The sequence below is a fragment of the Mycobacterium triplex genome (assembly GCF_000689255.1).
Taxonomy (GTDB): domain Bacteria; phylum Actinomycetota; class Actinomycetes; order Mycobacteriales; family Mycobacteriaceae; genus Mycobacterium; species Mycobacterium triplex.
This window is the reverse complement of the sequence record NZ_HG964446.1, coordinates 335517-359111: the sequence shown is the minus strand read 5'-3', so window position 1 is coordinate 359111 and position 23595 is coordinate 335517. Positions and strand designations below refer to the sequence as shown.

Here is a 23595-nt window from a genome sequence, read left to right as displayed (position 1 = left end):
CGGATCTAGTTCGTGTACAGGTCGCGGTGTTCAGACACCCACTGGGCAAAAGACTGTGGCGCCCGGCCGAGGATCTTCTCCACGTCGTGCGTGACAAGTGCGGGGTGGTCCAGCGTTTCGGCGAGCATGGCCGTGTACGCGTCGCCGAACTCGGCGCCGAATCCCAAGTCGATGAACCGTTGCCGCACCGCCTCCGCCGGTATCTCCCGGTACTGCAGTGGGCGCCCCAGCACGGCGCCGATCACCCCCACAAGTTCTGAGTTGGTGAGGGACTGGGGGCCGGTCAACGGAACCCGCTGAGCGACAAGGTCATCGGTGAGCAGGGCGCGCGCCGCCACCGCGGCGATGTCGCTTTCGACGATCGGTGCGGTCGATGCCGCCGCATACGGCCCGGCCACCACGTCGCCGGCGCGGATCTGTGCGGCCCACATCCCCGCGAAGTTCGTCGCGAAGACCGCGGGCCGCAGGCTCACCCACGCCAGCCCGGAGTCCACGGCGAGCCGTTCGACCTCGCGGTTGCGGTCGCCGCGGAAGCGCGATGGCTGTCGGGAGAAGTCGGCGTCGGCGTTGATCGCCGACAGCGCAACGAGTTTGGTGACTCCTGCTCGCCGGCATTCGGCCACGACCTCGGCGAGGCTGTCGCCGAGTGCCCGCGAGTTCAGGAACACCGCCGATGCTCCGGGCAGCGCTTCGGCCACCGAGCCGAGCACCTCGACGCGTGCGGAGAACCCGGCATTGTTCGGGGTGCGGGTGATGGCGCGTACCCGGGCACCCGCGGCGACAAGTTCGGCAACGAGCGGGCGCCCGACGTTGCCGGTCGCCCCGGTTATGACGATCGTCATGATGTTTCCTCCTGAGAGTCGAAGATCTTGACCCAACGACGGGCGGAAAGGAGGGAAAGTTACAGTCGGGAGCAGGTAACTTTTTTCGACACCAGATCGTCGATGTTTCATGAACCAGTCGCAGCCGCCGACCGACCAGCTGGCCGACGCATGGCGTCGCCATCGCCCCTATCTGGTCAATCTCGGCTATCAAATCCTCGGCGACGTCGGTGACGCCGAAGATGTTGCGCAAGAGGCATTCCTGCGGTTGTCGCGGCTGGGCCCCGACGAGGTCGACGACATCCGTGGCTGGCTGACCGTCGTCACGAGCCGGCTCTGTCTCGATCAGGTGCGCTCGGCGCGAACGCGCTACGAGAGGTTGAGCCGGCCCGGCGTCGGCGACCCCGGCATCGAGGTCGCGGAATCGCGCAGCCTGGATCCGGCTGATCGCGTCACCCTCGACGACGAGGTCCGCACCGCGTTGATGGAAGTCTTGCGCCGGCTCAGTCCCGGCGAGCGGGTCGCGTTCGTGCTGCACGACGTGTTCGGGGTCCCGTTCGACACGGTCGCCGAAACCGTGGGACGCCCGGTCGGCACGTGCCGCCAGCTGGCGCGGCGAGCGCGCTCGAAATTCACTGCGGCACAACCGAAGATGAATGAAGTAGCCTCCGCCGAGCACCAGCTGGTCACCGAGAAGTTCATTACCGCCTGCGCCAACGGCGACATCGCCGCGCTGACCGCTGTGCTGGACCCGACGGTCTGGGGGGTGGGCACCGTCCTGGCCGACCCGGCGCCCCCGCCGCAGATCAACCACGGTCCGGAGGCGGTGGCCACCAACCTGATGCGCTATCTGGGACCGGGGGTCACCCTGGTCAGCGGTCCCGCCGGGCAACCGGTGGTCCTCGCGTTCGCCGAGCGCCGGCTTTTCGCCGCCGTTGTGCTGACCATCCGGGGTCCCCTGGTCAGCAAGATCGAAGCGATCGCCGACCCGTCGGCGCGGATTGCGGCCAGCTGAAGACGCGTCAGCTCTCGCGGCCACCCGGCCGGGAGCCCGGCGCACGCTCGGGCCTGTCACCGAAAAACCCGGCGATCATCGCGGTGGCCTGCAGCAATTTGCGTCGGGTCGGGGTGGCCATCTCATGTGTCACGTCGATGACGCCGCCGGGACGCAGATGAGGGTCGTAGGGCACCTCGACCACCGGCTGACCGTGGTCGACGAACTCACGGGCCAGCAGCGCCCGGGTGCGCTTGTCGGCATGCCCGTCCGAGTCGTTGAGCACCACGACCGTGTGGTGCAACAACTCCGTCATGCCCTGATCCGCGAGCCATTCCATGGTCCGGGCGGCCGCGGATGCGCCATCGGCCCACGGCGAGGACACCACGATCAGTGCATCCAGGTCGCGCAGTACTTCCTGGGTGACCGGTGAATCCATCGTCGAGCCGCAGTCGATGACCGAGATGGTGAAATGGCGGTCGAGCCGGGACGCGGCTTCCCGGTAGATCGCGGGATCGAGCACCCGGCGCGGACCGGACGCCGGTTCGCCGGCCAGCACATGCAGGCCGACCGCATTGCGGCCCACGCGCGCGGCGACGTCGGTGAAGGTCTCGAGGTTTTTGTCGGCGGTCAGTTCCCAGAACGAACTCGTCGACTGCGGATCGATGCGGCTGCTCAGCCGGCCGAAGGCGGTGTCGGCGTCGATCGCCACCACGTGGTCTTGCCCCTGTCGCAGCTCGGCGAACAGCGATCCGACGCTGGCGGCGACGGAGGTCTTTCCCACCCCGCCCTTACCCACCACGCCGACCTTGTGGATGCCGTGAAAACCGGTCCGGATGGTGGCTTCGAATTGGGCGTCTTGGCGCTGTGCGGGCGACGGACCCAGCTTGACGAGGCCGAAAGTGAGCAGCCGCAGGATGCGTCGCCACCCGGCCTCGGGCGCCGGGACCGCGGACGCGGGAGGAGCCTGCGGCGCCGCGGCGGGTCGTGGCGGGGGAGGGGGAGCGACATGCCGGCGCGCCGGCGCCGGCGCGGGCGACGGCTGACGCGGTGGTGGCGGGGGCCCGACCGGGGGCCGCGGCGGGGGTGGCGGAGGCGGGGCGGGTCGTTGCGAAGGCTCCGAAATTGCCGTGGGCGGCGCGCTCCGGTGATCGCTGGAACGGGGGGCGGCGGGGGTGCTGGGCCGTTCGGGCTGCAGACGGTCCCGCAGGAATTCGTCGCGCTCGTACATGGGCTCCTCGGTGCCGGGCGATCGATCGTCGCGCGCTGGGACAGCCGCAGGGGTGGACCCGACCAGTATCGGCCCGGTATCTCCCTACTCGTCCTAACTAGTATCGCGCAAACTCGCTAGGCCCCAACGGGGTGCCGGTGGGACGTCCGGGCCGTCGGCCGCGCACGCCGGCGACGGCTACGGGAGGCATGGCTGCCACGCCTTATCGCGATCGGCGGCGCGGATGCGCGGGAACACTGTGATGCCGGTCATCCCGGAGGCGCCGCAACGCTGGGGTCACAGCAAACTCGAGTCCCGGGTTTGGTCCGGTGCCCGGCCCTTTCGGGTCTGCGCGCTCACGCGTGGATTGCCGGTGGTCCAACCGCATTTCCTGCGCTATCGCCCGTCGCGTTCAGCGAATTTACGCCGCTGCTACCTACCGGGTTAGACTTGGCGAAGTTGGCATGTCAGGCGGTTTTTGTCATATCGTTTTACGACTTGTCGAGACCGGGTACACGCCACCGTTCAGCGCCGCACGGACGATTCTCTCATCGGATCATTTTCCGCCTGGGAGACAGCCTATCGACAAGACCGAAGGGGTCAGCCCGCAACCCTGGGCGCGGCCCCGTCGGAGCCACTGAAAACGGCCGCGCAGCAAGTTCATCGTGAAGAGGCAGGTGCATATGACGCCCACGCGCGTTGGGTTGTATAACCCCGCGTACGAGCACGATTCGTGCGGGGTAGCCATGGTCGTCGACATGCACGGCCGCCGCAGCCGCGACATCGTCGACAAGGCGATCACTGCACTGGTCAACCTCGAACACCGTGGCGCGCAGGGTGCCGAACCGCGCAGCGGTGACGGCGCCGGCATTCTGATTCAAGTCCCGGACGCGTTCCTGCGGGGAGTCGTCGACTTCGAACTCCCCGAGCCGGGCAGCTACGCCACCGGCATCGCATTTTTGCCGCAATCGTCCAAGGATGCCGCGGCGGCCTCCGCGGCGGTGGAGAAGATCGCCGAGGCCGAGGGCCTGACGGTGCTGGGCTGGCGCAATGTGCCCACCGACGACTCGTCGCTGGGGGCGCTGTCCCGCGACGCGATGCCCACCTTCCGCCAGGTGTTTTTGGCCGGAGCCTCGGACATGACGCTGGAGCGCCGTTGCTACGTCGTTCGCAAGCGCGCCGAGCACGAACTCGGTACCAAGGGACCGGGCCAGGACGGGCCGGGCCGGGAAACCGTCTACTTCCCAAGCCTGTCCGGTCAGACGATGGTCTACAAGGGCATGCTGACCACCCCGCAGCTCAAGGCGTTTTACCTTGACCTGCAAGACGATCGGATGACCAGCGCGCTGGGCATCGTGCACTCCCGTTTCTCGACCAACACCTTCCCGTCCTGGCCGTTGGCGCACCCGTTCCGGCGGATCGCCCACAACGGCGAGATCAACACCGTCACCGGCAACGAGAACTGGATGCGTGCCCGTGAGGCGCTGATGAAGACCGACATCTTCGGGTCGGTCGACGACCTGGAGAAGTTGTTCCCGATCTGTACCCCGGGCGCGTCGGACACCGCGCGTTTCGACGAGGCGCTGGAATTGCTGCATCTGGGCGGGCGCAGCCTGCCGCACGCGGTGCTGATGATGATTCCCGAGGCCTGGGAACGCAACGAATCGATGGATCCGGCGCGACGGGCGTTCTACGAGTACCACGCATCGCTGATGGAACCGTGGGACGGCCCGGCGTCGATGACGTTTACCGACGGCACGATCGTGGGCGCCGTGCTGGACCGCAATGGCCTTCGCCCATCCCGTATCTGGGTCACCAAGGACGGCTTGGTCGTGATGGCGTCCGAGGCGGGGGTCTTGGACCTGGACCCGTCGACGGTGGTGCAGCGGATGCGTCTGCAGCCGGGCCGGATGTTCCTGGTGGACACCACCCAGGGCCGCATCGTCTCCGACGAGGAGATCAAGGCCGAGCTGGCTGCCGAACACCCGTACCAGGAGTGGCTCGACAAGAACCTCGTTCCGCTGGAATCGCTGCCACAGGGCAACTACGTGCGGATGGCGCACGATCGACTTGTGATGCGGCAGTTGGCCTTTGGCTACACCTACGAGGAGCTCAACCTGCTGGTGGCGCCGATGGTGCGCACCGGTGCCGAGCCGATCGGGTCGATGGGCACCGATACCCCGGTCGCGGTGCTGTCGCAGCGTCCCCGGATGCTTTACGACTACTTCCACCAGCTGTTCGCTCAGGTGACGAACCCGCCGCTGGACGCCATCCGCGAAGAGGTGGTGACCAGCCTGCAGGGCACCACCGGCGGGGAGCGTGACCTGCTCAGCCCGGACGAGTTCTCGTGCCACCAGATCGTGTTGCGGCAGCCGATTCTGCGTAACCACGAGCTGGCCAAGCTGATCAATCTGAACCCGGACGACGAGGTCAACGGTCGCCCACACGGCATGCGCTCCAAGGTGATTCGCTGTCTGTACCCGGTCGCCGAGGGCGGCGCCGGGCTGGCGGCCGCGCTGGAAGACGTGCGTGCGCAGGCGTCGGCCGCGATCGCCGAGGGCGCTCGGGTCATCATTTTGTCCGACCGCGATTCCAACGAGGAGATGGCACCGATCCCGTCGCTGCTCGCCGTCGCCGGGGTGCACCACCACCTGGTGCGGGATCGGACCCGCACTCATGTGGGTCTGGTGGTCGAATCCGGCGATGCGCGCGAGGTGCATCACATGGCGATGCTGATCGGGTGCGGCGCGGCCGCGGTGAACCCGTACCTGGCGTTCGAGTCGATCGAGGACATGCTCGACCGCGGCGTCCTGGATGGTTTGGGAGACGGGATCGACCGCGACAAGGCCTTGAACAACTATGTGAAGGCCGCCGGCAAGGGCGTGCTGAAAGTCATGTCCAAGATGGGCATTTCGACGTTGGCCTCCTACACCGGCGCCCAGCTGTTCCAGGCCATCGGCATCTCAGAGGATGTGCTCGACGAGTACTTCACCGGGCTGGCCTGCCCGACCGGCGGCATCACGCTGGACGACGTCGCCGCCGATGTCGCGACGCGGCACGCGCTGGCCTACCTGGACCGGCCCGACGAGCGCGCGCATCGCGAACTCGAGGTGGGCGGGGATTATCAGTGGCGCCGTGAGGGCGAGTACCACCTGTTCAACCCGGAGACCGTGTTCAAGCTGCAGCACGCGACCCGCACCGGCCAGTACAAGATCTTCAAGGAATACACGCGCCTGGTCGATGACCAGAGCGAGCGGATGGCGTCGCTGCGCGGATTGCTGAAGTTCCGCGGCGATGTGCGCCCTCCGGTGCCACTGGACGAGGTGGAACCCGCCAGCGAAATCGTCAAACGGTTCTCCACCGGGGCGATGAGCTACGGGTCGATCTCTGCTGAGGCGCACGAGACGCTCGCCATCGCGATGAACCGGCTGGGCGGGCGATCCAACAGCGGTGAGGGCGGCGAGGACGTCAAGCGTTTCGAGCCCGACCCCAACGGGGATTGGCGCCGCAGCGCGATCAAGCAGGTCGCGTCGGCACGCTTCGGCGTCACTTCGCACTATCTGACCAACTGCTCCGACATCCAGATCAAGATGGCCCAGGGTGCCAAACCCGGTGAGGGCGGCCAACTTCCAGGGCACAAGGTGTACCCGTGGGTGGCAGAGGTCCGGCACTCCACGCCCGGCGTCGGTCTGATCTCGCCGCCACCGCACCACGACATCTACTCGATCGAGGATCTGGCGCAGCTGATTCACGACCTGAAGAACTCCAACCCGTCCGCGCGCGTGCACGTCAAGCTTGTCTCCGAGAACGGCGTTGGCACGGTCGCGGCGGGTGTGTCCAAGGCGCACGCGGATGTCGTGCTGATCTCGGGCCACGACGGCGGTACCGGTGCCACCCCGCTCACCTCGCAGAAGCACGCGGGTGCACCCTGGGAGCTGGGGCTGGCCGAGACGCAGCAGACCTTGCTGCTCAACGGATTACGCGACCGGATCGTCGTCCAGGTGGACGGGCAGCTCAAGACCGGACGCGACGTGATGATCGGCGCGCTGCTGGGCGCCGAGGAGTTCGGTTTCGCCACCGCACCGCTGGTCGTTGCCGGCTGCATCATGATGCGGGTGTGCCACCTCGACACCTGCCCGGTGGGTGTGGCCACGCAGAACCCGGTGCTGCGGGAACGCTTCACCGGCAAGCCGGAGTTCGTCGAGAACTTCTTCATGTTCATCGCCGAAGAAGTCCGGGAGTACATGGCGCAGTTGGGCTTCCGCACCTTCAACGAGGCCGTCGGCCAGGTGGGTTCGCTGGACACCACGTTGGCGCGCGCGCACTGGAAGGCACACAAGCTGGATCTGGCCCCGGTGCTGCACGAGCCGGAGTCCGCGTTCATGAATCAGGACCTCTACTGCAGCTCGCGCCAGGACCACGGCCTGGACAAGGCGCTGGATCAGCAATTGATCGTGATGAGCCGTGAGGCACTGGATTCCGGCAAACCCGTCCGGTTCTCCACCACCATCAGCAACGTCAACCGCACGGTGGGCACCATGCTCGGCCACGAGCTGACGAAGGCCTATGGGGGTCAAGGCCTGCCCGATGGAACGATCGACATCACCTTCGACGGGTCCGCGGGCAACAGCTTCGGCGCGTTCGTACCGAAGGGCATCACCCTGCGGGTGTACGGCGACGCCAACGACTACGTCGGCAAGGGCTTGTCGGGCGGCCGAATCGTGGTGCGCCCGTCAGACAACGCGCCGCTGGACTACGTCGCTGAGGAGAACATCATCGGCGGCAACGTGATCCTGTTCGGCGCCACCAGCGGCGAGGCCTTCCTGCGCGGCGTGGTCGGCGAACGGTTCGCGGTCCGCAACTCCGGTGCCCACGCGGTGGTCGAGGGCGTCGGCGATCACGGTTGCGAGTACATGACCGGCGGCAGAGTCGTGATTCTGGGCCACACGGGCCGCAACTTCGCGGCCGGTATGTCCGGCGGCGTCGCCTACGTGTACGACCCCGATGAGGCGCTGCCGCAGAACCTCAACACCGAGATGGTGGATCTCGAGGCTCTCGACTCCGATGACGCGGAGTTCTTGCACGGCATCATCCAGGCACATGTCGATGCGACGGATTCCGCTGTCGGACAGCGGATCCTGGCAGACTGGCGCGGACAGCAGCGGCATTTCGCCAAGGTGATGCCGCGGGACTACAAGAAGGTGTTGCAGGCGATCGCCGAAGCGGAGCGCGACGGGGTCGATGTAGACAAGGCGATTATGGCGGCGGCGCATGGCTGATCCGACTGGCTTCCTCAAGTACACGCATCGGGAACTGCCGCAACGGCGGCCTGTACCGCTGCGGTTGAAGGACTGGAACGAGGTCTACCAGGAGTTCAACGACGACACCCTGCGCGAGCAGGCGACCCGTTGCATGGACTGCGGTATTCCCTTCTGCCACAACGGCTGTCCGCTGGGCAACTTGATCCCGGAGTGGAACGACCTGGTGCGCCGGGGCCGGTGGCGCGACGCGATCGAACGGCTGCACGCCACCAACAACTTCCCCGACTTCACCGGCCGGCTGTGTCCGGCGCCGTGCGAGCCGGCGTGCGTGCTGGGCATCAACCAGGATCCGGTGACGATCAAGCAGATCGAGCTGGAGATCATCGACCACGCCTTCGACGCGGGTTTCGTCGAGCCGAAGCCGCCGACGAAGCTGACCGGAAAGACCGTGGCCGTAATCGGTTCGGGCCCGGCCGGATTGGCCGCTGCCCAGCAGCTCACCCGGGCGGGACACACCGTCACCGTCTTCGAACGGGCCGATCGCATCGGCGGACTGCTGCGTTACGGCATTCCGGAATTCAAGATGGAGAAGCGCGTCCTCGACCGGCGACTGGACCAAATGCGTGCGGAGGGAACCGAATTCCGCGCCGGTGTCAACGTCGGAGTCGACATCACCGCGCAGCAGCTGCTCGCCGACTTCGACGCGGTGGTGCTGGCCGGTGGTGCCACCGCCTGGCGTGATCTGCCGATTCCGGGTCGTGAATTGGACGGCATCCACCAGGCGATGGAATACCTGCCGTGGGGCAACCGCGTGCAGGAGGGCGACGATGTGCTGGGACCCGACGGGCAGCCGCCGATCACCGCCAAGGGCAAGAAGGTCGTCATCATCGGTGGCGGCGACACCGGCGCCGACTGCCTGGGCACCGCGCACCGGCAGGGTGCCGCCAGCGTGCACCAGTTCGAGATCATGCCGCGGCCGCCGGAGGCGCGCGCCGAGTCCACGCCGTGGCCGACCTACCCGCTGATGTACCGCGTCTCGTCGGCGCACGAAGAGGGCGGCGAGCGGGTGTTCTCGGTGAACACCGAGCAGTTCGTCGGCACCGACGGGCACGTGTCCGCGCTCAAGGTTCACGAAGTGACGATGCAGGACGGCAAGTTCGTCAAGGTGGAGGGCTCAGACTTCGAGCTCGAGGCGGATCTGGTGCTGCTGGCGATGGGCTTCGTCGGGCCGGAGAAGGAAGGTCTGCTCACCGACCTCGACGTGAAGCTGACCGACCGCGGCAACGTCGCGCGCGGCGCCGATTACGAGACCTCGGTGCCCGGCGTTTTCGTTGCCGGGGACATGGGCCGGGGGCAGTCGCTGATCGTCTGGGCGATCGCCGAGGGCCGGGCCGCCGCGGCGGGTGTGGACCGGTATTTGATGGGGTCAACGGCGCTTCCCGCGCCCATCAAGCCGACCGCCGTCCCGCTTCAGTAGTCACATCAGTCACACCAGAAACACGCCTATATTCGTTCGGCGAGTCTCCCACAGTTTGCCAGACGCTGGGCGTCTAATTATGACTTGTGCGCTTCGTCACAGCGGAGGCACGATGGAGCAGATCGATCGCAGGAGTGGTCACTGTGCATGTGAACCCAGTACCTCGTTCGCGGGTGGGGCGAATGGCCTGGTCATGGTTTCGCCACCCGGTGAAAAGCCGTGAATTTCCCGCTAAGCAGGAGCGTCTGGTGACCGCCGAGGAGCTAGTGCTTTTCGGGGTCTGACAACCTAATTGCTTCAGCTACGGTTCCACGACGAGTTTGCTCGGCGTTACGGAGCCGTCATTTCCCCGACAACAGCCCCGAATCCCGGATCGCCTCGGCCAACGGCTCCAGCACGGCCGGGTCGTGCGGCGGGGGCAGGTACACGATTCCCAGGTCGAGTCCCTCGGCGCCGAGGCCTGCCGCGGTGTCGATCACCTGTGCGTAGTCGAGGTCATCGCCGAGGCGAACGTGGGCCGACAGGGTGATCTCCTTCGGGTCGCGTCCGATGTCCGCGCAGCACGCCGCGAGCACGTCGCGCTTGCGGGCGAACTCTTCGGGCGTCCCGCCGGCGAAGTTCCAGTGCTGGGCGTAGCGCGCGGTGAGCGGCAGCGTGCGCTTCTCCCCGCTGCCGCCGATGCAGATGGGCGGGTGCGGTTGTTGCGGTCCCTTGGGTTCGTTGCGGGCGTCTTTGAGCTGGTAGTACTTGCCGTCGAAGTTGGTGGTCTGCTGGCTGAGCAGGCTGATCAGCACCTGGCACGCTTCCTCGAACCGGTCGAACCGCTCCCGGATGCTGCCCAGCTCGATGCCGTAGGCGCCGGACTCCTCCTCGTTCCAGCCGGCTCCGATGCCGAGTTCGAGCCGCCCGTTGGAGATGACGTCGAGGGCTGCCGCCATATTCGCCAGGACCGCGGGGTGGCGGTAGTGGATGCCGGTCACCAGCGTGCCCAGCCGCAGCCGTTTGGTCGCCTGCGCCAGCGCGGTCAGCGTGGTCCAGCCCTCCAGGCACGGCCCGGTGCTGTCGGAAAAGATCGGGTAGAAGTGGTCGAATGTCCACCCGGACTCGAACACGTCGATATCATCGGCGGCCTGCCAGACGGCAAGCATGCCGGCCCAGGTGGTGTTTTGCGGTGAGGTTTTGAACGCGAATCGCATGAGATCAACGCTAGTCGAAATTTATGAAGCGCAACTAAACTCGTGCGGACGATGACTACCGCGCTCGGGCTCGACACCAGGATCACGCTGCTCTGCGCCGGCCTGATCTTCTTGCTCGCACTGGTTCTCGGCGTCTGGAAGTACCGGCAGATCATGACGTCCGAGGACCATCGGGCGCATCCCTACGTCGACATCGCCCACCGGGCGGCGTTGCTCTACTCGTTCGCGACGATGCTGCTCGCGGTCTTCGTCGAACTCAGCGCCTGGCCCACGTGGGTCAACCTGACGGCGGCCCTGGTCGTCGTGTTCTTCTTCGTCGCGGCGATCGCGGCCTACATCGAACACGGTGCGCGGCGCGACACCGTCAACCAATTCGAGAACCCGGTGCGGGGGACCGGGGTGCTGATGGCCATGCTGATCATCGGTGAGATCGGCGGCTTCGGGGTGGTGTTCGCCGGGTTCATCGCCGGGCAGCTGTGCTGAGCGGCCGGGGCACACTGGAGCCATGGACCCGGTAGCCGCTCTTCGGCAGATCGCCTACTACAAGGACCGCAGCCGCCAGGACCCCAAGCGTGTCATGGCGTATCGCAACGCCGCCGACATCGTCGAACTTCTGGACGAGGCCGAGCGCGAGCGCCATGGGCAGGCCAACAGTTGGCAGACGTTGCCGGGCATCGGACCCAAGACCGCCAAGGTCATCGCCCAGGCCTGGGCCGGCCAGGAGCCCGATGCGCTGGTCGAATTACGTTCTGAGGCAACCGATCTCGGTGGCGGCGAGGTGCGCAGTGCGTTACGCGGCGATCTGCATCTGCATTCGAACTGGTCGGACGGGTCGGCCCCGATCGAGGAGATGATGGCCACCGCGGCGGCACTGGGTCACGAGTACTGCGCGTTGACCGATCACTCGCCGCGTCTGACGATTGCCAACGGGCTCTCACCGGAGCGGCTGCGCAAGCAGCTCGACGTGATCGAGGGGCTGCGGGACCAGTTCGCGCCGATGCGCATCCTCACCGGCATCGAGGTGGACATCCTCGAGGACGGCAGCCTGGACCAGGAGCCCGAGCTGCTGGAACGCCTCGACGTCGTCGTGGCCAGCGTGCACTCCAAACTGTCGATGGACGCGGCGGCGATGACCCGCCGGATGGTCCGGGCGGTGTCCGACGGGCACGCCGATGTCCTGGGCCATTGCACCGGCCGGCTGGTTGCCGGCAACCGCGGCATCCGGCCGGAATCGAAGTTCGACGCCGAGACGGTCTTCACCGCCTGTCGGGACCACGGCACCGCGGTGGAGATCAACTCCCGTCCCGAACGCCGCGACCCGCCGACCCGGCTGCTGAACCTGGCGTTGGAAATCGGCTGCGTGTTCAGCATCGACACCGACGCCCACGCCCCCGGCCAGTTGGACTTCCTGGGGTACGGTGCTCAGCGCGCGCTGGACGCCGGCGTTCCGGTCGACCGGATCGTCAACACCTGGCCGGTCGACAAGCTGCTGGCGTGGACGGGATCCAACTGAGCGCTTACGCGCGTGCCGCTTCGGCCGCCGCGGCAACCGGTTCGTCGCTGGTGGCGCGGCCGTGCAACACGTTGGCTCCGGCCACGATCGCGCAGATAGCCGCCGGCAGCAGCAGCGAATATCCGCCCAGGTGAACACCGAACACGATCCCGGCGATGCCTCCACCGAGAAACAACAACAGCGTGGTCACCAGGATCGCGGCCTTCCACTTCTGGATCCCGTCTTGCCGGCTGCGGCCCAGCATCAGGCCGAGGTCGGTGACGGTCCCGGTGAAGTGAGTCGTGCGGATCGACATCCCGCGAAAGCTCGAGGACATCGCGTTTTGCAGACCGAGGGCGGCCGCCGCGAACATCGCCTGGACCGCGGTCAGCTCGACCCCGAGCGCTTCGATCTGGGCCTTGACGTAGGACTCTTCCACGCCGACGGCGGCAAGCACGAGCAGCGCCGCCTCGGTGATCAGCACGACGGCATGGCGCGGGCCCGCATGGGCGTCGGTGGGTGCCAGCACCGCTCCGGCCATCGTCGCGCCGGCCAGGAAGCCCAACAAGATCGCGGCCAGCACATGGCCTTCGTACAGCCACGGATTGGCCGTGTTCATGCCCAGCTGGGTGGTGATCGCGGTGAGGTTGCCGACCGGCAACGCCAGAATCAGCAGGGCTACCGCGTTGACGAAGCCTGCGGACAACGCGAGTACCGCGCTGTAGCCGAGCAGAAGACCCTCGCGGGGCAGGCCGCTTCCGCGGGATGTGTCCGGCGGCGGCATCGTGTTCGGTTACTCACTTCCCGGGTTGGTCGAAATGGCATGGGCTGGGCGGCAATTGGTGGGCAATAGGAAGTCGTCAGTCGGGGAGATGTGGCATCTCTATACCCGAATCGCGCCCGATCAACACCCCGCGGGTGAGCGCGGATTTGCCGAAGCGCCGGCGCACCTGGTCGACCGCGGCGTCGACCGCATGCGATTCGGAATCAAACGGCAGCATCAGCTGCTGGGCTCCGCTGCGATCGATGCCCGACACCGCGAAACCGAGCAACGTCAACCCGCGTTGGGCGATCGCGGGTGCGGCCGAGGCGACCAGTTGCCGGGCGGCGGCCAGGATGGGCTGCGTCGACGACGTCGCCCACGGCAAGGTGCGGGACCGGGTCGCCCGGGTGAAGTCGTCGAACCGCAGCCGCAGTACCACGGTGCGGCCCGTGCGTCCGGCGGCGCGCATCCGGGCGGTGATGCGGTCGATCAGGTTGACCACCACCGCGTCGATCTCGTTGGCGGACATGCGATTTCCGGCCCGGCCCAACGCCCGCTGGGCACCCACGGAGCGCCGGCGCACGCCGGTGTCGACCCGGCGCCGGTCGATGTTGCGCGACAGCGCATACAGTTGACGGCCCATGGCGACGCCCAGCAGCGAGGCCAATGTCGACTCGCTGAGCTCGGCGACCTCGGCCACCGTCGTGATGCCGTAGCCGTGCAGCTTGTCGGCGGTCACCGCGCCCACGCCCCACAACCGCCGCACCGGGAGCGGCCGCAGAAACGCCAGCTCCTGATCGGGCGCCACCAGCAACAGCCCGTCCGGCTTGGCCTCTTGGCTCGCGACCTTGGCCAAGAACTTGGTGCGGGCGACGCCGACGGTGATCGGCAGGCCGACCCGGTCGCGCACGTCGACTCGCAGTTGTGCCGCGATCTGGACCGGCGGGCCCGACACCCGGCGCAGGCCGCCCACGTCGAGGAACGCCTCGTCCACCGACAGCGGCTCCACGATCGGAGTGGCGTCCCGGAACACCTCGAAGACCGCGTCGCTGGCCCGCGAATAGGCCGACATCCGCGGCGGCACCACGACGGCGTCGGGGCACAGGCGGCGGGCCTGGCGGCCGCCCATCGCCGTGCGCACGCCATAGGCCTTGGCCTCGTAGCTGGCGGCCAGCACGACGCCGCCGCCCACGATCACCGGGCGACCCCGCAGCGTCGGATCGTCGCGCTGTTCCACGGACGCGTAGAACGAATCCAGGTCCGCGTGCAGGATGGACGCATCACACCGCACGAACAGATGTTCGCACGCGGGTGTGACAGCTAGCCCGATTCGCCGTAGATGCTGCTGAGCCAGACGTGCGTGAGGGTGTCGACCACCCGCTCGGCCTCCACCGCCGGGGTCTCGGCGGACAGCGCGGCCATCATCGTGCGCTCGTTCATCTGGTTCAGTGACGTCGCCAGGTCAGCGGCAGGGATGGTGTGCGGCGCGGCGCCACGTTCCCGTTCGGCGGTGATCATCGCGGCCGTTTGGTCGATCCATTTCTGCATGAATCCCGACCACACCGTGCGCAGCTCCGCGCTGGTGGCCAGGGCCTCGGTGGCGGTGCGGGCCACCGAGCGGTGCGTGCTGAACGCGGTGAAGAACGCCTTGATGCCGTTGCGCCACACCCGGCGCGGGTCCGTTGGAAGCCGCTGCACCGCGCCGTCGAATTCGGAGTCGGCGCGCGCGATCACCGGCTCGAGCAGCGACAGCAGCACCGCCTCTTTGGACTTGAAATAGAAGTAGAAGGTCGGACGCGAGATGCCGGCGCCTTTGGCCAGGTCATCGACCGAGATGTCGGCGAGTGAACGCTCTTCGAGCAGCCGCTCGGCGGTCGCGAGGATCGCCTGCTCACGGTCGTCGCCCGACGGACGCAGGGCACGACGGCCGCGCAGGGCGCGAGTCTGGCCGGCAGTTGTCACGCCCGCTACTTTACACACGGTCGATGATTTCGACAGTGCGTTGACTACCTCGACACCGCGTTGATAGCCTGGGCCTCATGACTGAGCACCTGGACGTCATCATCGTGGGCGCCGGCATCTCCGGCGTCAGCGCGGCCTGGCATCTGCAGGACCGCTGCCCGACCAAGAGTTACGCCATCCTGGAGCGTCGCGACGACCTCGGCGGCACCTGGGACCTGTTCAAATACCCGGGCATCCGGTCCGACTCGGACATGTTCACCCTCGGGTTCCGGTTCAAGCCCTGGCGCTCGGCGAAGTCGATCGCCGACGGTGCCGACATCAAGGCCTATATCAAGGAAGCCGCGGTCGAGAATGGCATCGAGCAGCACATCCGCTACCGCCAGCGCGTCGTGGCCGCCGATTGGTCCGACGCCGACAACCACTGGACCCTGACCGTCGAGAGCGACGGTCAACAGCGCGAGATCACCTGCTCGTTCTTGTTGGCCTGCACCGGTTACTACAACTACGACGAGGGCTATTCGCCGACCTTCCCCGGTTCCGAGGACTTCGGGGGCACCATCGTCCATCCGCAGCACTGGCCGGAGGACCTCGACTATGCGGGCAAGAAGATCGTCGTGATCGGGTCGGGTGCGACCGCGATCACGCTGATCCCCGCCCTGGTGAATTCCGGCTCCGGCCACGTGACGATGCTGCAGCGCTCGCCGACCTACATCGGCTCACTGCCCGGTGTCGACCCGTTTGCGGTGCGAGCCAACCGACTGCTGCCGGACCGCCTGGCGCACTTGGCGAATCGCTGGAAAGCCATCATCTTCAGCACCTTTCAGTACCAGCTGGCCCGTAAGCGCCCCGCCTACATGCGCAACCTGCTGATGACGATGGCGCAGCGCCGCCTGCCGAAGGGCTACGACGTCGAGAAGCACTTCGGGCCGAGCTACAACGTGTGGGACCAGCGGCTGTGCCTGGCCCCCGACGGGGACTTCTTCCGGGCCATCCGGCACGGCAAGGCCGACGTGGTCACCGACACCATCGACCGGTTCACCAAGACCGGGATCAAGCTGAGCTCCGGCGAGGAGCTGCGGGCCGACATCATCGTCACCGCAACGGGTTTGAACATGCAGTTGCTGGGCGGCGTGCAGCCCACCCGCAACGGCCAGACCTTCGACCTCACGTCGTTGATGACCTACAAGGGCCTGATGTTCTCCGGCGTGCCGAACTTCGCCATCACCTTCGGCTACACCAATGCTTCCTGGACGCTGAAGGCCGACCTGGTCTCCGAATTCGTGTGCCGCCTGCTGAACTACATGGACGCCAATGGCTTTGACAACGTCGAGCCGCAGCAGCCCGGCGAGGACGTCAAGGAACTGCCGTTCATGGACTTCAGCCCGGGTTACTTCCAGCGGTCGGTGCACCTGCTGCCCAAGTCGGGATCGCGCGCGCCGTGGCGCCTCAAGCAGAACTATCTGTTCGACATGCGCATGATCCGTCGCGGCAAGGTCAACGACGAGGGCCTGCGATTCACGAAAAAGCGTGTGCCAGTCGCGGTTTAGCGACTAGACCACGACGATGCCGTCGTCGTCGCTGTAGGCGATCTCGCCGGGCACGAACGTCACCCCACCGAGGCTGACCTCGACGTCGCGCTCGCCGACGCCGCTCTTGCCGCTCTTGCGGGGGTTGGTGCCCAGCGCCTTGATGCCGATGTCGATGCCGCGCAGCGCGGCGGCGTCGCGCACTGCGCCGTTGATGATCAATCCCGCCCAGCCGTTGGAGCGGCCGAGTTCGGCGATGAGGTCCCCGACCAGTGCGGTGTGCAGCGAACCGGCGCCGTCGATCACCAGCACCCCGCCCTCACCCGGTTGTGACAGAACGGATTTCAGCAGGGCGTTGTCCTGGAAGCAGCGCACGGTGCTGATCGGCCCGGCGAATTCGGAACGGCCGCCGAACTGGCGGAACTGGAGGTCACAGCTGCGGACGTCGGGCCCGATTCGATCGACCAGGTCGGCCGTCGCCTCAAACGACACGCTCATCAGCGGCGCCGCAGCTGACGGATGAGCAGGATCGCGAGCAGGCTCAGCGCGACGGCGACCACCACTGGCAAAATGGACTGGCCGGGCACCGTCTGCGGAATGTTTGCGGAGACCGGGTTGTTGGCCCCATCCACGGTGGACTTCGCCTGTGCCGCGGCATCTTTGGCGGCAGCGGCGATTTCGCCATTGGGCGGCTGCGGCGGTTTCGGGTTGGGTGGCGTGGGCGCGGGGCTGCTGGCCGGCGCCTTCTTCGCGGGTGCCTTCTTGGCCGGAGCTTTTTTGGCGACGGCCTTCTTCGCGGGTGCCTTCTTGGCCGGTGCTTTCTTGGCGGGTGCTTTCTTGGCGGGTGCTTTTTTGGCGGCCTTGGCGGGGGGCGTCTTCTCCGGCGGCGTCGCCGCGCCGTTGGCCTCGCGGTCGGGTTGATCTTGAGGGTCTGCCATGCGGCCGCTCCTTCGCAGCTTGCTCTCGGCCATTGCTAGCGCCACCAAAAGTTACTCGGACACCATCATGCCAGCCCGGGCGATCGCGCTTCGCCGACCAGGGCAGTCAGGGCTTGCGGCGCACGGTCCACAACACGGCCGCGCCGACGATCGCGGCGGCAGCCGCGACAAACGGCCAGACGGGCAGGTCGTGGCCCGAGTCGCTGGTAACGGCGGCGGGCCCCGGCGTGCCGGTACCGGCCACCGTCAGCCGAAACGTCCAGGACCCGGACACCACGTGGCCGTCGGCGGACGTCACCCGGTAGTTCACCGTGTAGCTGCCCACCGGTCCGAGCGGGCGCACCGCGACGCCGACGATCGCGCCCTGCACCGTGGTGTCCCCGGTGGACCAGACGTTGCCGTCCGGTCCGACGACGGTCATGGCCGCGAAGGTGGTCTGCAATCGTTCGTTGAAGGTCGCACTGACCCGATCCGGGCCGGTCGTGAGAGCCGCACCATCGGCGGGCTCGGCCGACAACCGGGCGGCATGGGCCGCCGCGACCTGCGCCGTCAGCGTGGCGATGGACAGTGTGGCGGCCAGCAGCAGGCCCGCCCAGGCTACGACGACCAGCCGCTTCATGTCCTGGGGCGGCGCACCAGCACCAGGGCTATGCCGAGTGCGGCGACCACCAGGGCGGCCCCGCCGAGCACGCGCGCGATATTGTCCCCTGACGTCGCCGCGCCGCCGTGGTCGGTGGGCATGCCCGAGTGGTGGTGCTCATGCGGGCCGGCCGACGCGGGGCCGAGGGTCAGCATGGGCGCCGGATGCTCGGGCTCACCACCGCCCGGCAGGGGTTGCTGATCCCACTTGACGACCGTCCCGTCCGCGTAGATCTGGGTGGCCGGGAAGCTGACGGTATCGGTGTCGGGCAGCTTCACCGAGATACGGAACAGCGCGAACTGGTCGACGCCGATCCCGCCGCCCGGGGCGGCCGTCCAGGTCACCGATCCCACGGTGCCCGATGCCGCGTCGCGGTCCAACTTGGCCGTCCACCCTGGCATGGTTTCGGTGCGCGCGGATGCGACATTGGGAAGCGTGACGGTCAGTGCCGTGGTCGCGGCGCCCTTGTCGGATTCGTTGGGCACCTGGAAGGTGACGATCGCCATCGCTCCGCGGGCCGCGTTGTCGCTGCTGGCGTGGACGTGCGCGGACGCCGTGGCACTGCCGGCGCCGGCATAGAGCGCGGCGGCCGCGGAGCCGACGATCATGGCACGCGAAATCCATCTGTCGCGGAATGGCATGTCAGAACACTACTTTCAGGTCAATCCGAGCCGAGCCATCAGATCTGCCTCGATGCCGTCGAGTTGCGTCGAGATCGCCGAGTGTGCCGCGCGCCGGCGCGCGGCCGGCATGTTCTCCGCAGCGGTCACCGCGGCCGACAAATCGGTGAGCCGCTCGGAGATGGCGGCCACAAACTGCTTGGTCTCGGCGTCCTTGGGCTTCTTGTCCTGCACCATGTGCAACGACTTCTCCGAGCCGGCGATCCGCGCCGACAGCTGCGCGCCATGCCCGGAGAACTGGCCGATCTGCGCCAGCGGTATCCCGAGTTGATCCGCCCGACGCTGGTCGATCAGCGCGCGGACGGCCATCGCCGCCCGATAGATCACCGGCGTCAGGATTGGTGCCAACAGTCGCGACACCGTGAGCACCCGCCGGATTCGCGTCGGCGACAACACTTTGCCTTCGCGCGCGGCTTTGAGTTCGGCCTCGGCGACTTTCAACGCCGCGCGGTCACTGTCGCGCTGCGACTTGATCTGCGCCTTGACGACCTTGTCGGCCGCCCGTCGATCGGCCTTGAACCTGCGCGCCTGGTTCTTGGCGGCGAGCTTGGCTTCCAGCTTGGCCCGGGCCTTGATCGCCCGGGCTTCGGCACGGCGTGTGGCGCGAGTCTTTCGCTTGCGAAACAGGCCCATTCCCGGCCGCCTCCCGGTGTCTCGTGGACTATCGCTGTCGCGTGTACGCGATCCGTGCGGCCAACCCTAATCGGAACAGGCCGGCGGCAGCCCAACAGGGCGGGCCTCGCTCGGGCGATCGGGCTAGGCGTCGAGGTGTTCGGCGCGGCGCAGTTCGTCGACGCGCTCCACGATGTCCTGCTGCGCCTGCGGGGACAGCCCGGCGGCGCGCAGGGCGATGCGGCGTACCCCGTCATCGCGCATCGTGGACATCCACACCAGCTCCTTGTCGAGCTTTTCGTAGTACTCGTCGTCGGTGAAGTAGGCCGACTTGATGCGGAAGAAGTTGGCCAGCGCGGCCATGGTGGCCGACGACGGGTTCGTGCGATTGCCGGAGCGTAGCTGCGACAGGTAAGGAGCCGACATCGTGATGCCCTCCGCCTTGAGTGCCGCGATCACCTCCGCAGAGGTGTGCGGCCCGCGCCCGGGTGGATACACCGTGTCGAACAAGCGGTTCAGGCGGGCGGAAAACGTCGTGCTCATCGATATGACCTCCACTGGGCTGTAGAAGTGAAACTATTACCTAAGTGTATTTGCTGATCATGGTAGCGAGAGTTTGAGTCCGCAACCAGGTGCAAAGGGGGGTGGGTTCGCTGGTGGCGGCCCAGGGGTTCGCTGTATCCACACGTCACGAGCGTCCAACTAAATGACGGCAGTGTCCATAAAGCGAACAAAACTCACAGGTTATCCGCAGAAAGCAAGTCTGGTAGTCGGGTGCTTCAGCGCTGTGCCCAGCGGTAGCGCAGGGCCCGGCCGGATGGTGTCGGGCGGATATCTCGCAACGGACTGGTAGCAAAATCCTATCGAAAGGCTACTTTGCTGTCCGGTCTGATTTCGATCTCGCTTAGAGGGGGAGGGTGCAGCAAATGGCCCTCAGAGATACCTCTGGGGGCGACTGCCGGGCCAGGTCGGCCGGCGCGGCTCGGTGCCGCTGCACCTTAGACGGTTTCCGGCGACCTCCCGGCGAAAGAAGCTTCGGTGCGGCGTCGCCGCAGAGTTTGCGCCGTCGCCGCCGAAACAGCGGCCAATGCCACCGCCACGGTGGTAGCGATGGCCACCGATCGCCAGCCCAGCGCGCCGTCGAACAGCATCCACAGGCCGAACTCGAGGAACAGCATGCTGGCCAACACGTGCAGCAGCTGCTGGGGCAGGCGGCGGTGTAACAGCATCCCGGCCCCGATCGCGAGCGCGTCGGCCAAGACCATGCCCAGGGTGCTGCCGATCCAGACGCCGGCCCAGTCGTGATCGCTGGCCAGCGTCACGGTCGCCAAGGTCGTCTTGTCACTCATTTCGGCGAGTGCGAACGACGACACCACGGTCAGTAATACGAAGCGGGGTTGGGGCGCGTTCGACACATCTTCGTCGGCGACGCCTTCGCGCCAGGCCCACCCGGCGAAAATCAGGAACGCGATCGCGGAGGCGAAGGCCATCGGGCGCGCCGGCAGCGTGGTGCCGAGGAGGTGACCGATCGTCACCGAAACCCCGTGCACCAGGAAGGCGGCGATCGTGACCCCGGGCAGCACCACCCACCAGCGGAAGCGCAACGCGTAGGTCATCGTGATGAGTTGAGACCGGTCGCCGAGTTCGGCGAGAAAGACCACGCCCAGACTCAACAGTGTGGCGGCAAGCATCTTGGGTGACCTTTCGACGCGTCGTCGACGACCGCTGTGGTCGTCGAACACCGGTCGAAGGTCTCGCCCACCGATCTGCCGGGATCGGTTCGCCGGCCGGGCTGTTCGCCAGTATGTCGACACGACGATTTGGGGCTACTCCCCTTCGCTAACGGTCCCAGGTTAGCGGGCAAATCGAGAGCACGCCAGCAGGCAGCGAAGTTCGGACACCCGTATCTGTGGATTCGGCGGTCGAACTAAATCGTTCGAATTTCCTTATGCCGCAAGCAGCATGGCCAGAATCGCGGTGTCGGGATGGCTGATGGGGTCGACGCCGACGCGGCTCACCATCGACGTGATGGTGCCGTCGGCTTCGGCTTCGACCCAGGCCGCCCGGTGCTCCAATCCCAGATACGGCAACCCCGGCAGCAGGACGCAGCCCGACGCCGCTCCGGTGCATTCCGGCAACGACGGCGTGGTCTCCGAAGGGGGATGCAGCATCAGCAATGCTGGCGGTTGATGATCAGCGAAATAGCCTGGCTGGATTGCTGATTCACCGAACACGGTGCCCTCGGCCAGCACCAGGCCGACGGTGTCTGGTGCGGGCTCGTCGGGCAATTCTTCGCGGGCGCCGAATACCGTTGTGGTGGAAAGCAATCCGGGCAACGACGCGACCCGCACGGCGACCATCAACAGTTGTGCCCATTCTTTGGTCGAGTCAGGCCAACGGCCAGAGATCACGAACCCTTTCAGGACACCCCGAGCATGGAAGGGGGCAACCCCTATCGGCTGGCCTGAACCAGTTTCCATCTCGACCTCCGCGCGACGCCGTCATCCGATATAACCACGCTGGTAGCTCGAATAATTAAGAATGCCTGCGGTTTAGACCCGTTGCAACTCGACACGGCCACTGCCGCTGGCCTTTCGGCGAGCGCGGAAACCGGGGAAAGGTAAGGGCGCCACGCGATCCGCGTGACGCCCCGGCCTTACCAGATTGAATCAGCCGAAAATCAGGCCCTGAGTCTTCGAAGTTGCGGCCGCGTAGCGCGACTGCACGTCTTCCCAGTTGACGACATTCCAGAACGCCTTGACGTAGTCGGCCTTGACGTTCTTGTACTGCAGGTAGAAGGCGTGCTCCCACATGTCGACCTGCAGCAGCGGGATGATGCCCAACGGCACGTTGGCCTGCTGGTCGTACAGCTGGAAGGTCAGCAACCGGTCACCGAGGGTGTCATAGCCGAGCACCGCCCAGCCCGAGCCCTGCAGGCCGTTGGCAGCCGCGCTGAACTGAGCGCGGAACTTGTCGAACGATCCGAACTGCTCGTCGATCGCGGCGGCCAAGTCGCCGGTCGGCTTGTCTCCGCCGTTCGGCGACAGGTTCTTCCACCAGATCGAGTGGTTGACGTGACCACCCAAGTGGAACGCCAGGTTCTTTTCGTTCAGGAAGATCGCGGCGTGGTCGTCGTTGGCGCGAGCGTCTTCGAGTTTGGCAATCGCGTCGTTCAAGCCTTTGACGTAAGTCGCATGGTGCTTGCTGTGGTGGATCTCGTTGATCTGACCGGAGATGTGTGGTTCCAGCGCTGCGTAGTCCCAGTCCAAATCGGGCAGGGTGTATTCAGCCACGGCATTCCTTTCCTCGATGATCGTCTTAACGCGCATTCGCACGGAGTCCGCCACGCGACAGGCTCAGCGTAATAACCCTGCTCCATGACTGCACGCGCCGCAAGGACGACCCCTATGGGCCGGTAACCGGAGTACCCGCGCGGCCGGGTTTCAATAGGAAAGAATCAAGACAAAACGATGAGGGCGAGCACCGCGAGCAACGCCAACGCGATCAGCCCGGCGCGCAACGCGGCGATGCTGTAACTGTGGTTCCAGGCAGGCGATCCGGAATACGAGTTCGACGCGGCCGGGGTACCCGGACCGAACGAATGCATTGCCATCAATCGCCTTTCACCTGTCGCTCACCTCGGGGCGAGTGAGGTGAGTCACAACATTTTTCGTGATGGCGATCATAACCCCTTGTGATGAGGTTGAGAAATATCCCGGGCAGCAGGGCCCTGAGCTGCGGATTCACGTCGGCTAGCGCCTACGACACCCCGGCCGGGCGGCAGGCGAGTGCGCGCTTTGGGAGCGCGGATCCGATCGGTGTGCAATGGGGCGGTCCATTCGCTCGGCTACCTGCTGGCCTGTCGATGGCGTGCCGAAAAAGCCCGGTGTTTATCCACAGCTGGGGCCAGGGTTAACCGCAAGTTGCTGATTGATTGCCTCTATACCCCGCCGCCCATGTGGATAAACCTGTGGAAACTGTGGATAGTCATGAAGTAGCTGTGACCTCCGTAACAGCTGCCGA

At 66.5% G+C, this 23595-nt stretch carries 22 protein-coding genes; 6 read left to right on the top strand and 16 right to left on the bottom strand.

Annotated features, from left to right (window positions below):
• Positions 1-5: 5 nt before the first annotated feature.
• On the bottom strand, positions 6-842 hold the full coding sequence (locus tag BN973_RS01640) for an NAD(P)H-binding protein (RefSeq protein WP_036465502.1): 837 nt from the start codon (positions 840-842) through the stop codon (positions 6-8).
• Positions 843-951: 109 nt separating this feature from the next.
• Between BN973_RS01640 and sigI the strand changes: the two genes are divergently transcribed.
• The gene (gene sigI, locus BN973_RS01635) at positions 952-1836 is read left to right on the top strand and encodes an RNA polymerase sigma factor SigI (RefSeq protein WP_036465501.1); all 885 of its coding nucleotides are present in this window, start codon (positions 952-954) and stop codon (positions 1834-1836) included.
• 7 nt (positions 1837-1843) lie between these two features.
• Here sigI and BN973_RS01630 read toward each other — a convergent pair whose 3' ends face one another.
• Entirely contained in the window at positions 1844-3046 is a 1203-nt protein-coding gene (locus tag BN973_RS01630; protein ID WP_036465500.1) for a MinD/ParA family ATP-binding protein, read from the bottom strand.
• A 662-nt stretch (positions 3047-3708) separates the two neighbouring features.
• Between BN973_RS01630 and gltB the strand changes: the two genes are divergently transcribed.
• A complete protein-coding gene (gltB, locus tag BN973_RS01625) occupies positions 3709-8304 on the top strand; it encodes a glutamate synthase large subunit (protein ID WP_036465499.1) in 4596 nt (1531 codons plus the stop codon).
• The gene (locus tag BN973_RS01620; RefSeq protein WP_036465497.1) at positions 8297-9763 is read left to right on the top strand and encodes a glutamate synthase subunit beta; all 1467 of its coding nucleotides are present in this window, start codon (positions 8297-8299) and stop codon (positions 9761-9763) included. The genes gltB and BN973_RS01620 overlap by 8 nt, the downstream gene beginning before the upstream one ends.
• A gap of 341 nt (positions 9764-10104) precedes the next feature.
• Here the strand turns inward: BN973_RS01620 and BN973_RS01615 are convergent, their stop codons facing one another.
• The gene (locus BN973_RS01615; protein ID WP_036465495.1) at positions 10105-10959 is read right to left on the bottom strand and encodes an LLM class F420-dependent oxidoreductase; all 855 of its coding nucleotides are present in this window, start codon (positions 10957-10959) and stop codon (positions 10105-10107) included.
• Positions 10960-11010: 51 nt separating this feature from the next.
• Here BN973_RS01615 and BN973_RS01610 point away from each other — a divergent pair, with 51 nt between their 5' ends.
• Complete coding sequence (locus tag BN973_RS01610; protein WP_036465494.1) at positions 11011-11442, top strand: hypothetical protein; 432 nt, start codon at positions 11011-11013, stop codon at positions 11440-11442.
• A gap of 22 nt (positions 11443-11464) precedes the next feature.
• Complete coding sequence (locus BN973_RS01605) at positions 11465-12472, top strand: PHP domain-containing protein (protein WP_036465493.1); 1008 nt, start codon at positions 11465-11467, stop codon at positions 12470-12472.
• 4 nt (positions 12473-12476) lie between these two features.
• On the opposite strand, the gene BN973_RS01600 is transcribed toward BN973_RS01605, so the two are convergent.
• The 3 genes from BN973_RS01600 to BN973_RS01590 all read right to left on the bottom strand — a co-directional run bounded on the left by BN973_RS01600 (position 12477) and on the right by BN973_RS01590 (position 15176).
• The gene (locus tag BN973_RS01600; protein ID WP_051641065.1) at positions 12477-13235 is read right to left on the bottom strand and encodes a YoaK family protein; all 759 of its coding nucleotides are present in this window, start codon (positions 13233-13235) and stop codon (positions 12477-12479) included.
• A gap of 76 nt (positions 13236-13311) precedes the next feature.
• The gene (gene dinB, locus BN973_RS01595; protein WP_036465492.1) at positions 13312-14511 is read right to left on the bottom strand and encodes a DNA polymerase IV; all 1200 of its coding nucleotides are present in this window, start codon (positions 14509-14511) and stop codon (positions 13312-13314) included.
• Between the two features lie 23 nt (positions 14512-14534).
• Positions 14535-15176, bottom strand: coding sequence for a TetR/AcrR family transcriptional regulator (locus BN973_RS01590; protein ID WP_036465491.1), 642 nt, complete (start codon positions 15174-15176; stop codon positions 14535-14537).
• Positions 15177-15253: 77 nt separating this feature from the next.
• Here BN973_RS01590 and BN973_RS01585 point away from each other — a divergent pair, with 77 nt between their 5' ends.
• Entirely contained in the window at positions 15254-16723 is a 1470-nt protein-coding gene (locus BN973_RS01585; RefSeq protein ID WP_036465490.1) for a flavin-containing monooxygenase, read from the top strand.
• A gap of 3 nt (positions 16724-16726) precedes the next feature.
• Here BN973_RS01585 and rraA read toward each other — a convergent pair whose 3' ends face one another.
• The 10 genes from rraA to BN973_RS31325 all read right to left on the bottom strand — a co-directional run bounded on the left by rraA (position 16727) and on the right by BN973_RS31325 (position 23185).
• Positions 16727-17200 (bottom strand): ribonuclease E activity regulator RraA, encoded by a 474-nt coding sequence (rraA, locus tag BN973_RS01580; RefSeq protein ID WP_036465489.1) that lies wholly within the window; start codon positions 17198-17200, stop codon positions 16727-16729.
• Positions 17200-17640 carry an Rv3852 family protein gene (locus BN973_RS32270; protein WP_036471914.1) on the bottom strand — a complete coding sequence of 147 codons (441 nt, stop codon included), beginning with the start codon at positions 17638-17640 and terminating at the stop codon, positions 17200-17202. Before BN973_RS32270 ends, rraA begins: the two co-directional genes overlap by 1 nt.
• A gap of 106 nt (positions 17641-17746) precedes the next feature.
• Complete coding sequence (locus tag BN973_RS01570; RefSeq protein ID WP_036465488.1) at positions 17747-18259, bottom strand: copper resistance CopC family protein; 513 nt, start codon at positions 18257-18259, stop codon at positions 17747-17749.
• Positions 18256-18921 carry a YcnI family protein gene (locus BN973_RS01565; protein WP_036465487.1) on the bottom strand — a complete coding sequence of 222 codons (666 nt, stop codon included), beginning with the start codon at positions 18919-18921 and terminating at the stop codon, positions 18256-18258. The genes BN973_RS01570 and BN973_RS01565 overlap by 4 nt, the downstream gene beginning before the upstream one ends.
• Positions 18922-18936: 15 nt before the next feature.
• Positions 18937-19593, bottom strand: a complete 657-nt coding sequence (locus tag BN973_RS01560; protein ID WP_036465486.1) for a DUF6474 family protein — start codon at positions 19591-19593, stop codon at positions 18937-18939.
• Positions 19594-19716: 123 nt separating this feature from the next.
• Positions 19717-20115, bottom strand: a complete 399-nt coding sequence (locus tag BN973_RS01555; RefSeq protein ID WP_036471913.1) for a hypothetical protein — start codon at positions 20113-20115, stop codon at positions 19717-19719.
• A 455-nt stretch (positions 20116-20570) separates the two neighbouring features.
• A complete protein-coding gene (locus BN973_RS01550; RefSeq protein ID WP_036471912.1) occupies positions 20571-21263 on the bottom strand; it encodes a TMEM165/GDT1 family protein in 693 nt (230 codons plus the stop codon).
• A gap of 255 nt (positions 21264-21518) precedes the next feature.
• Positions 21519-22052 (bottom strand): hypothetical protein, encoded by a 534-nt coding sequence (locus BN973_RS01545; RefSeq protein WP_036465484.1) that lies wholly within the window; start codon positions 22050-22052, stop codon positions 21519-21521.
• Positions 22053-22241: 189 nt separating this feature from the next.
• Entirely contained in the window at positions 22242-22865 is a 624-nt protein-coding gene (locus tag BN973_RS01540; RefSeq protein ID WP_036471911.1) for a superoxide dismutase, read from the bottom strand.
• A 164-nt stretch (positions 22866-23029) separates the two neighbouring features.
• Positions 23030-23185, bottom strand: coding sequence for a hypothetical protein (locus tag BN973_RS31325; protein ID WP_169718189.1), 156 nt, complete (start codon positions 23183-23185; stop codon positions 23030-23032).
• Positions 23186-23595 lie beyond the last annotated feature (410 nt).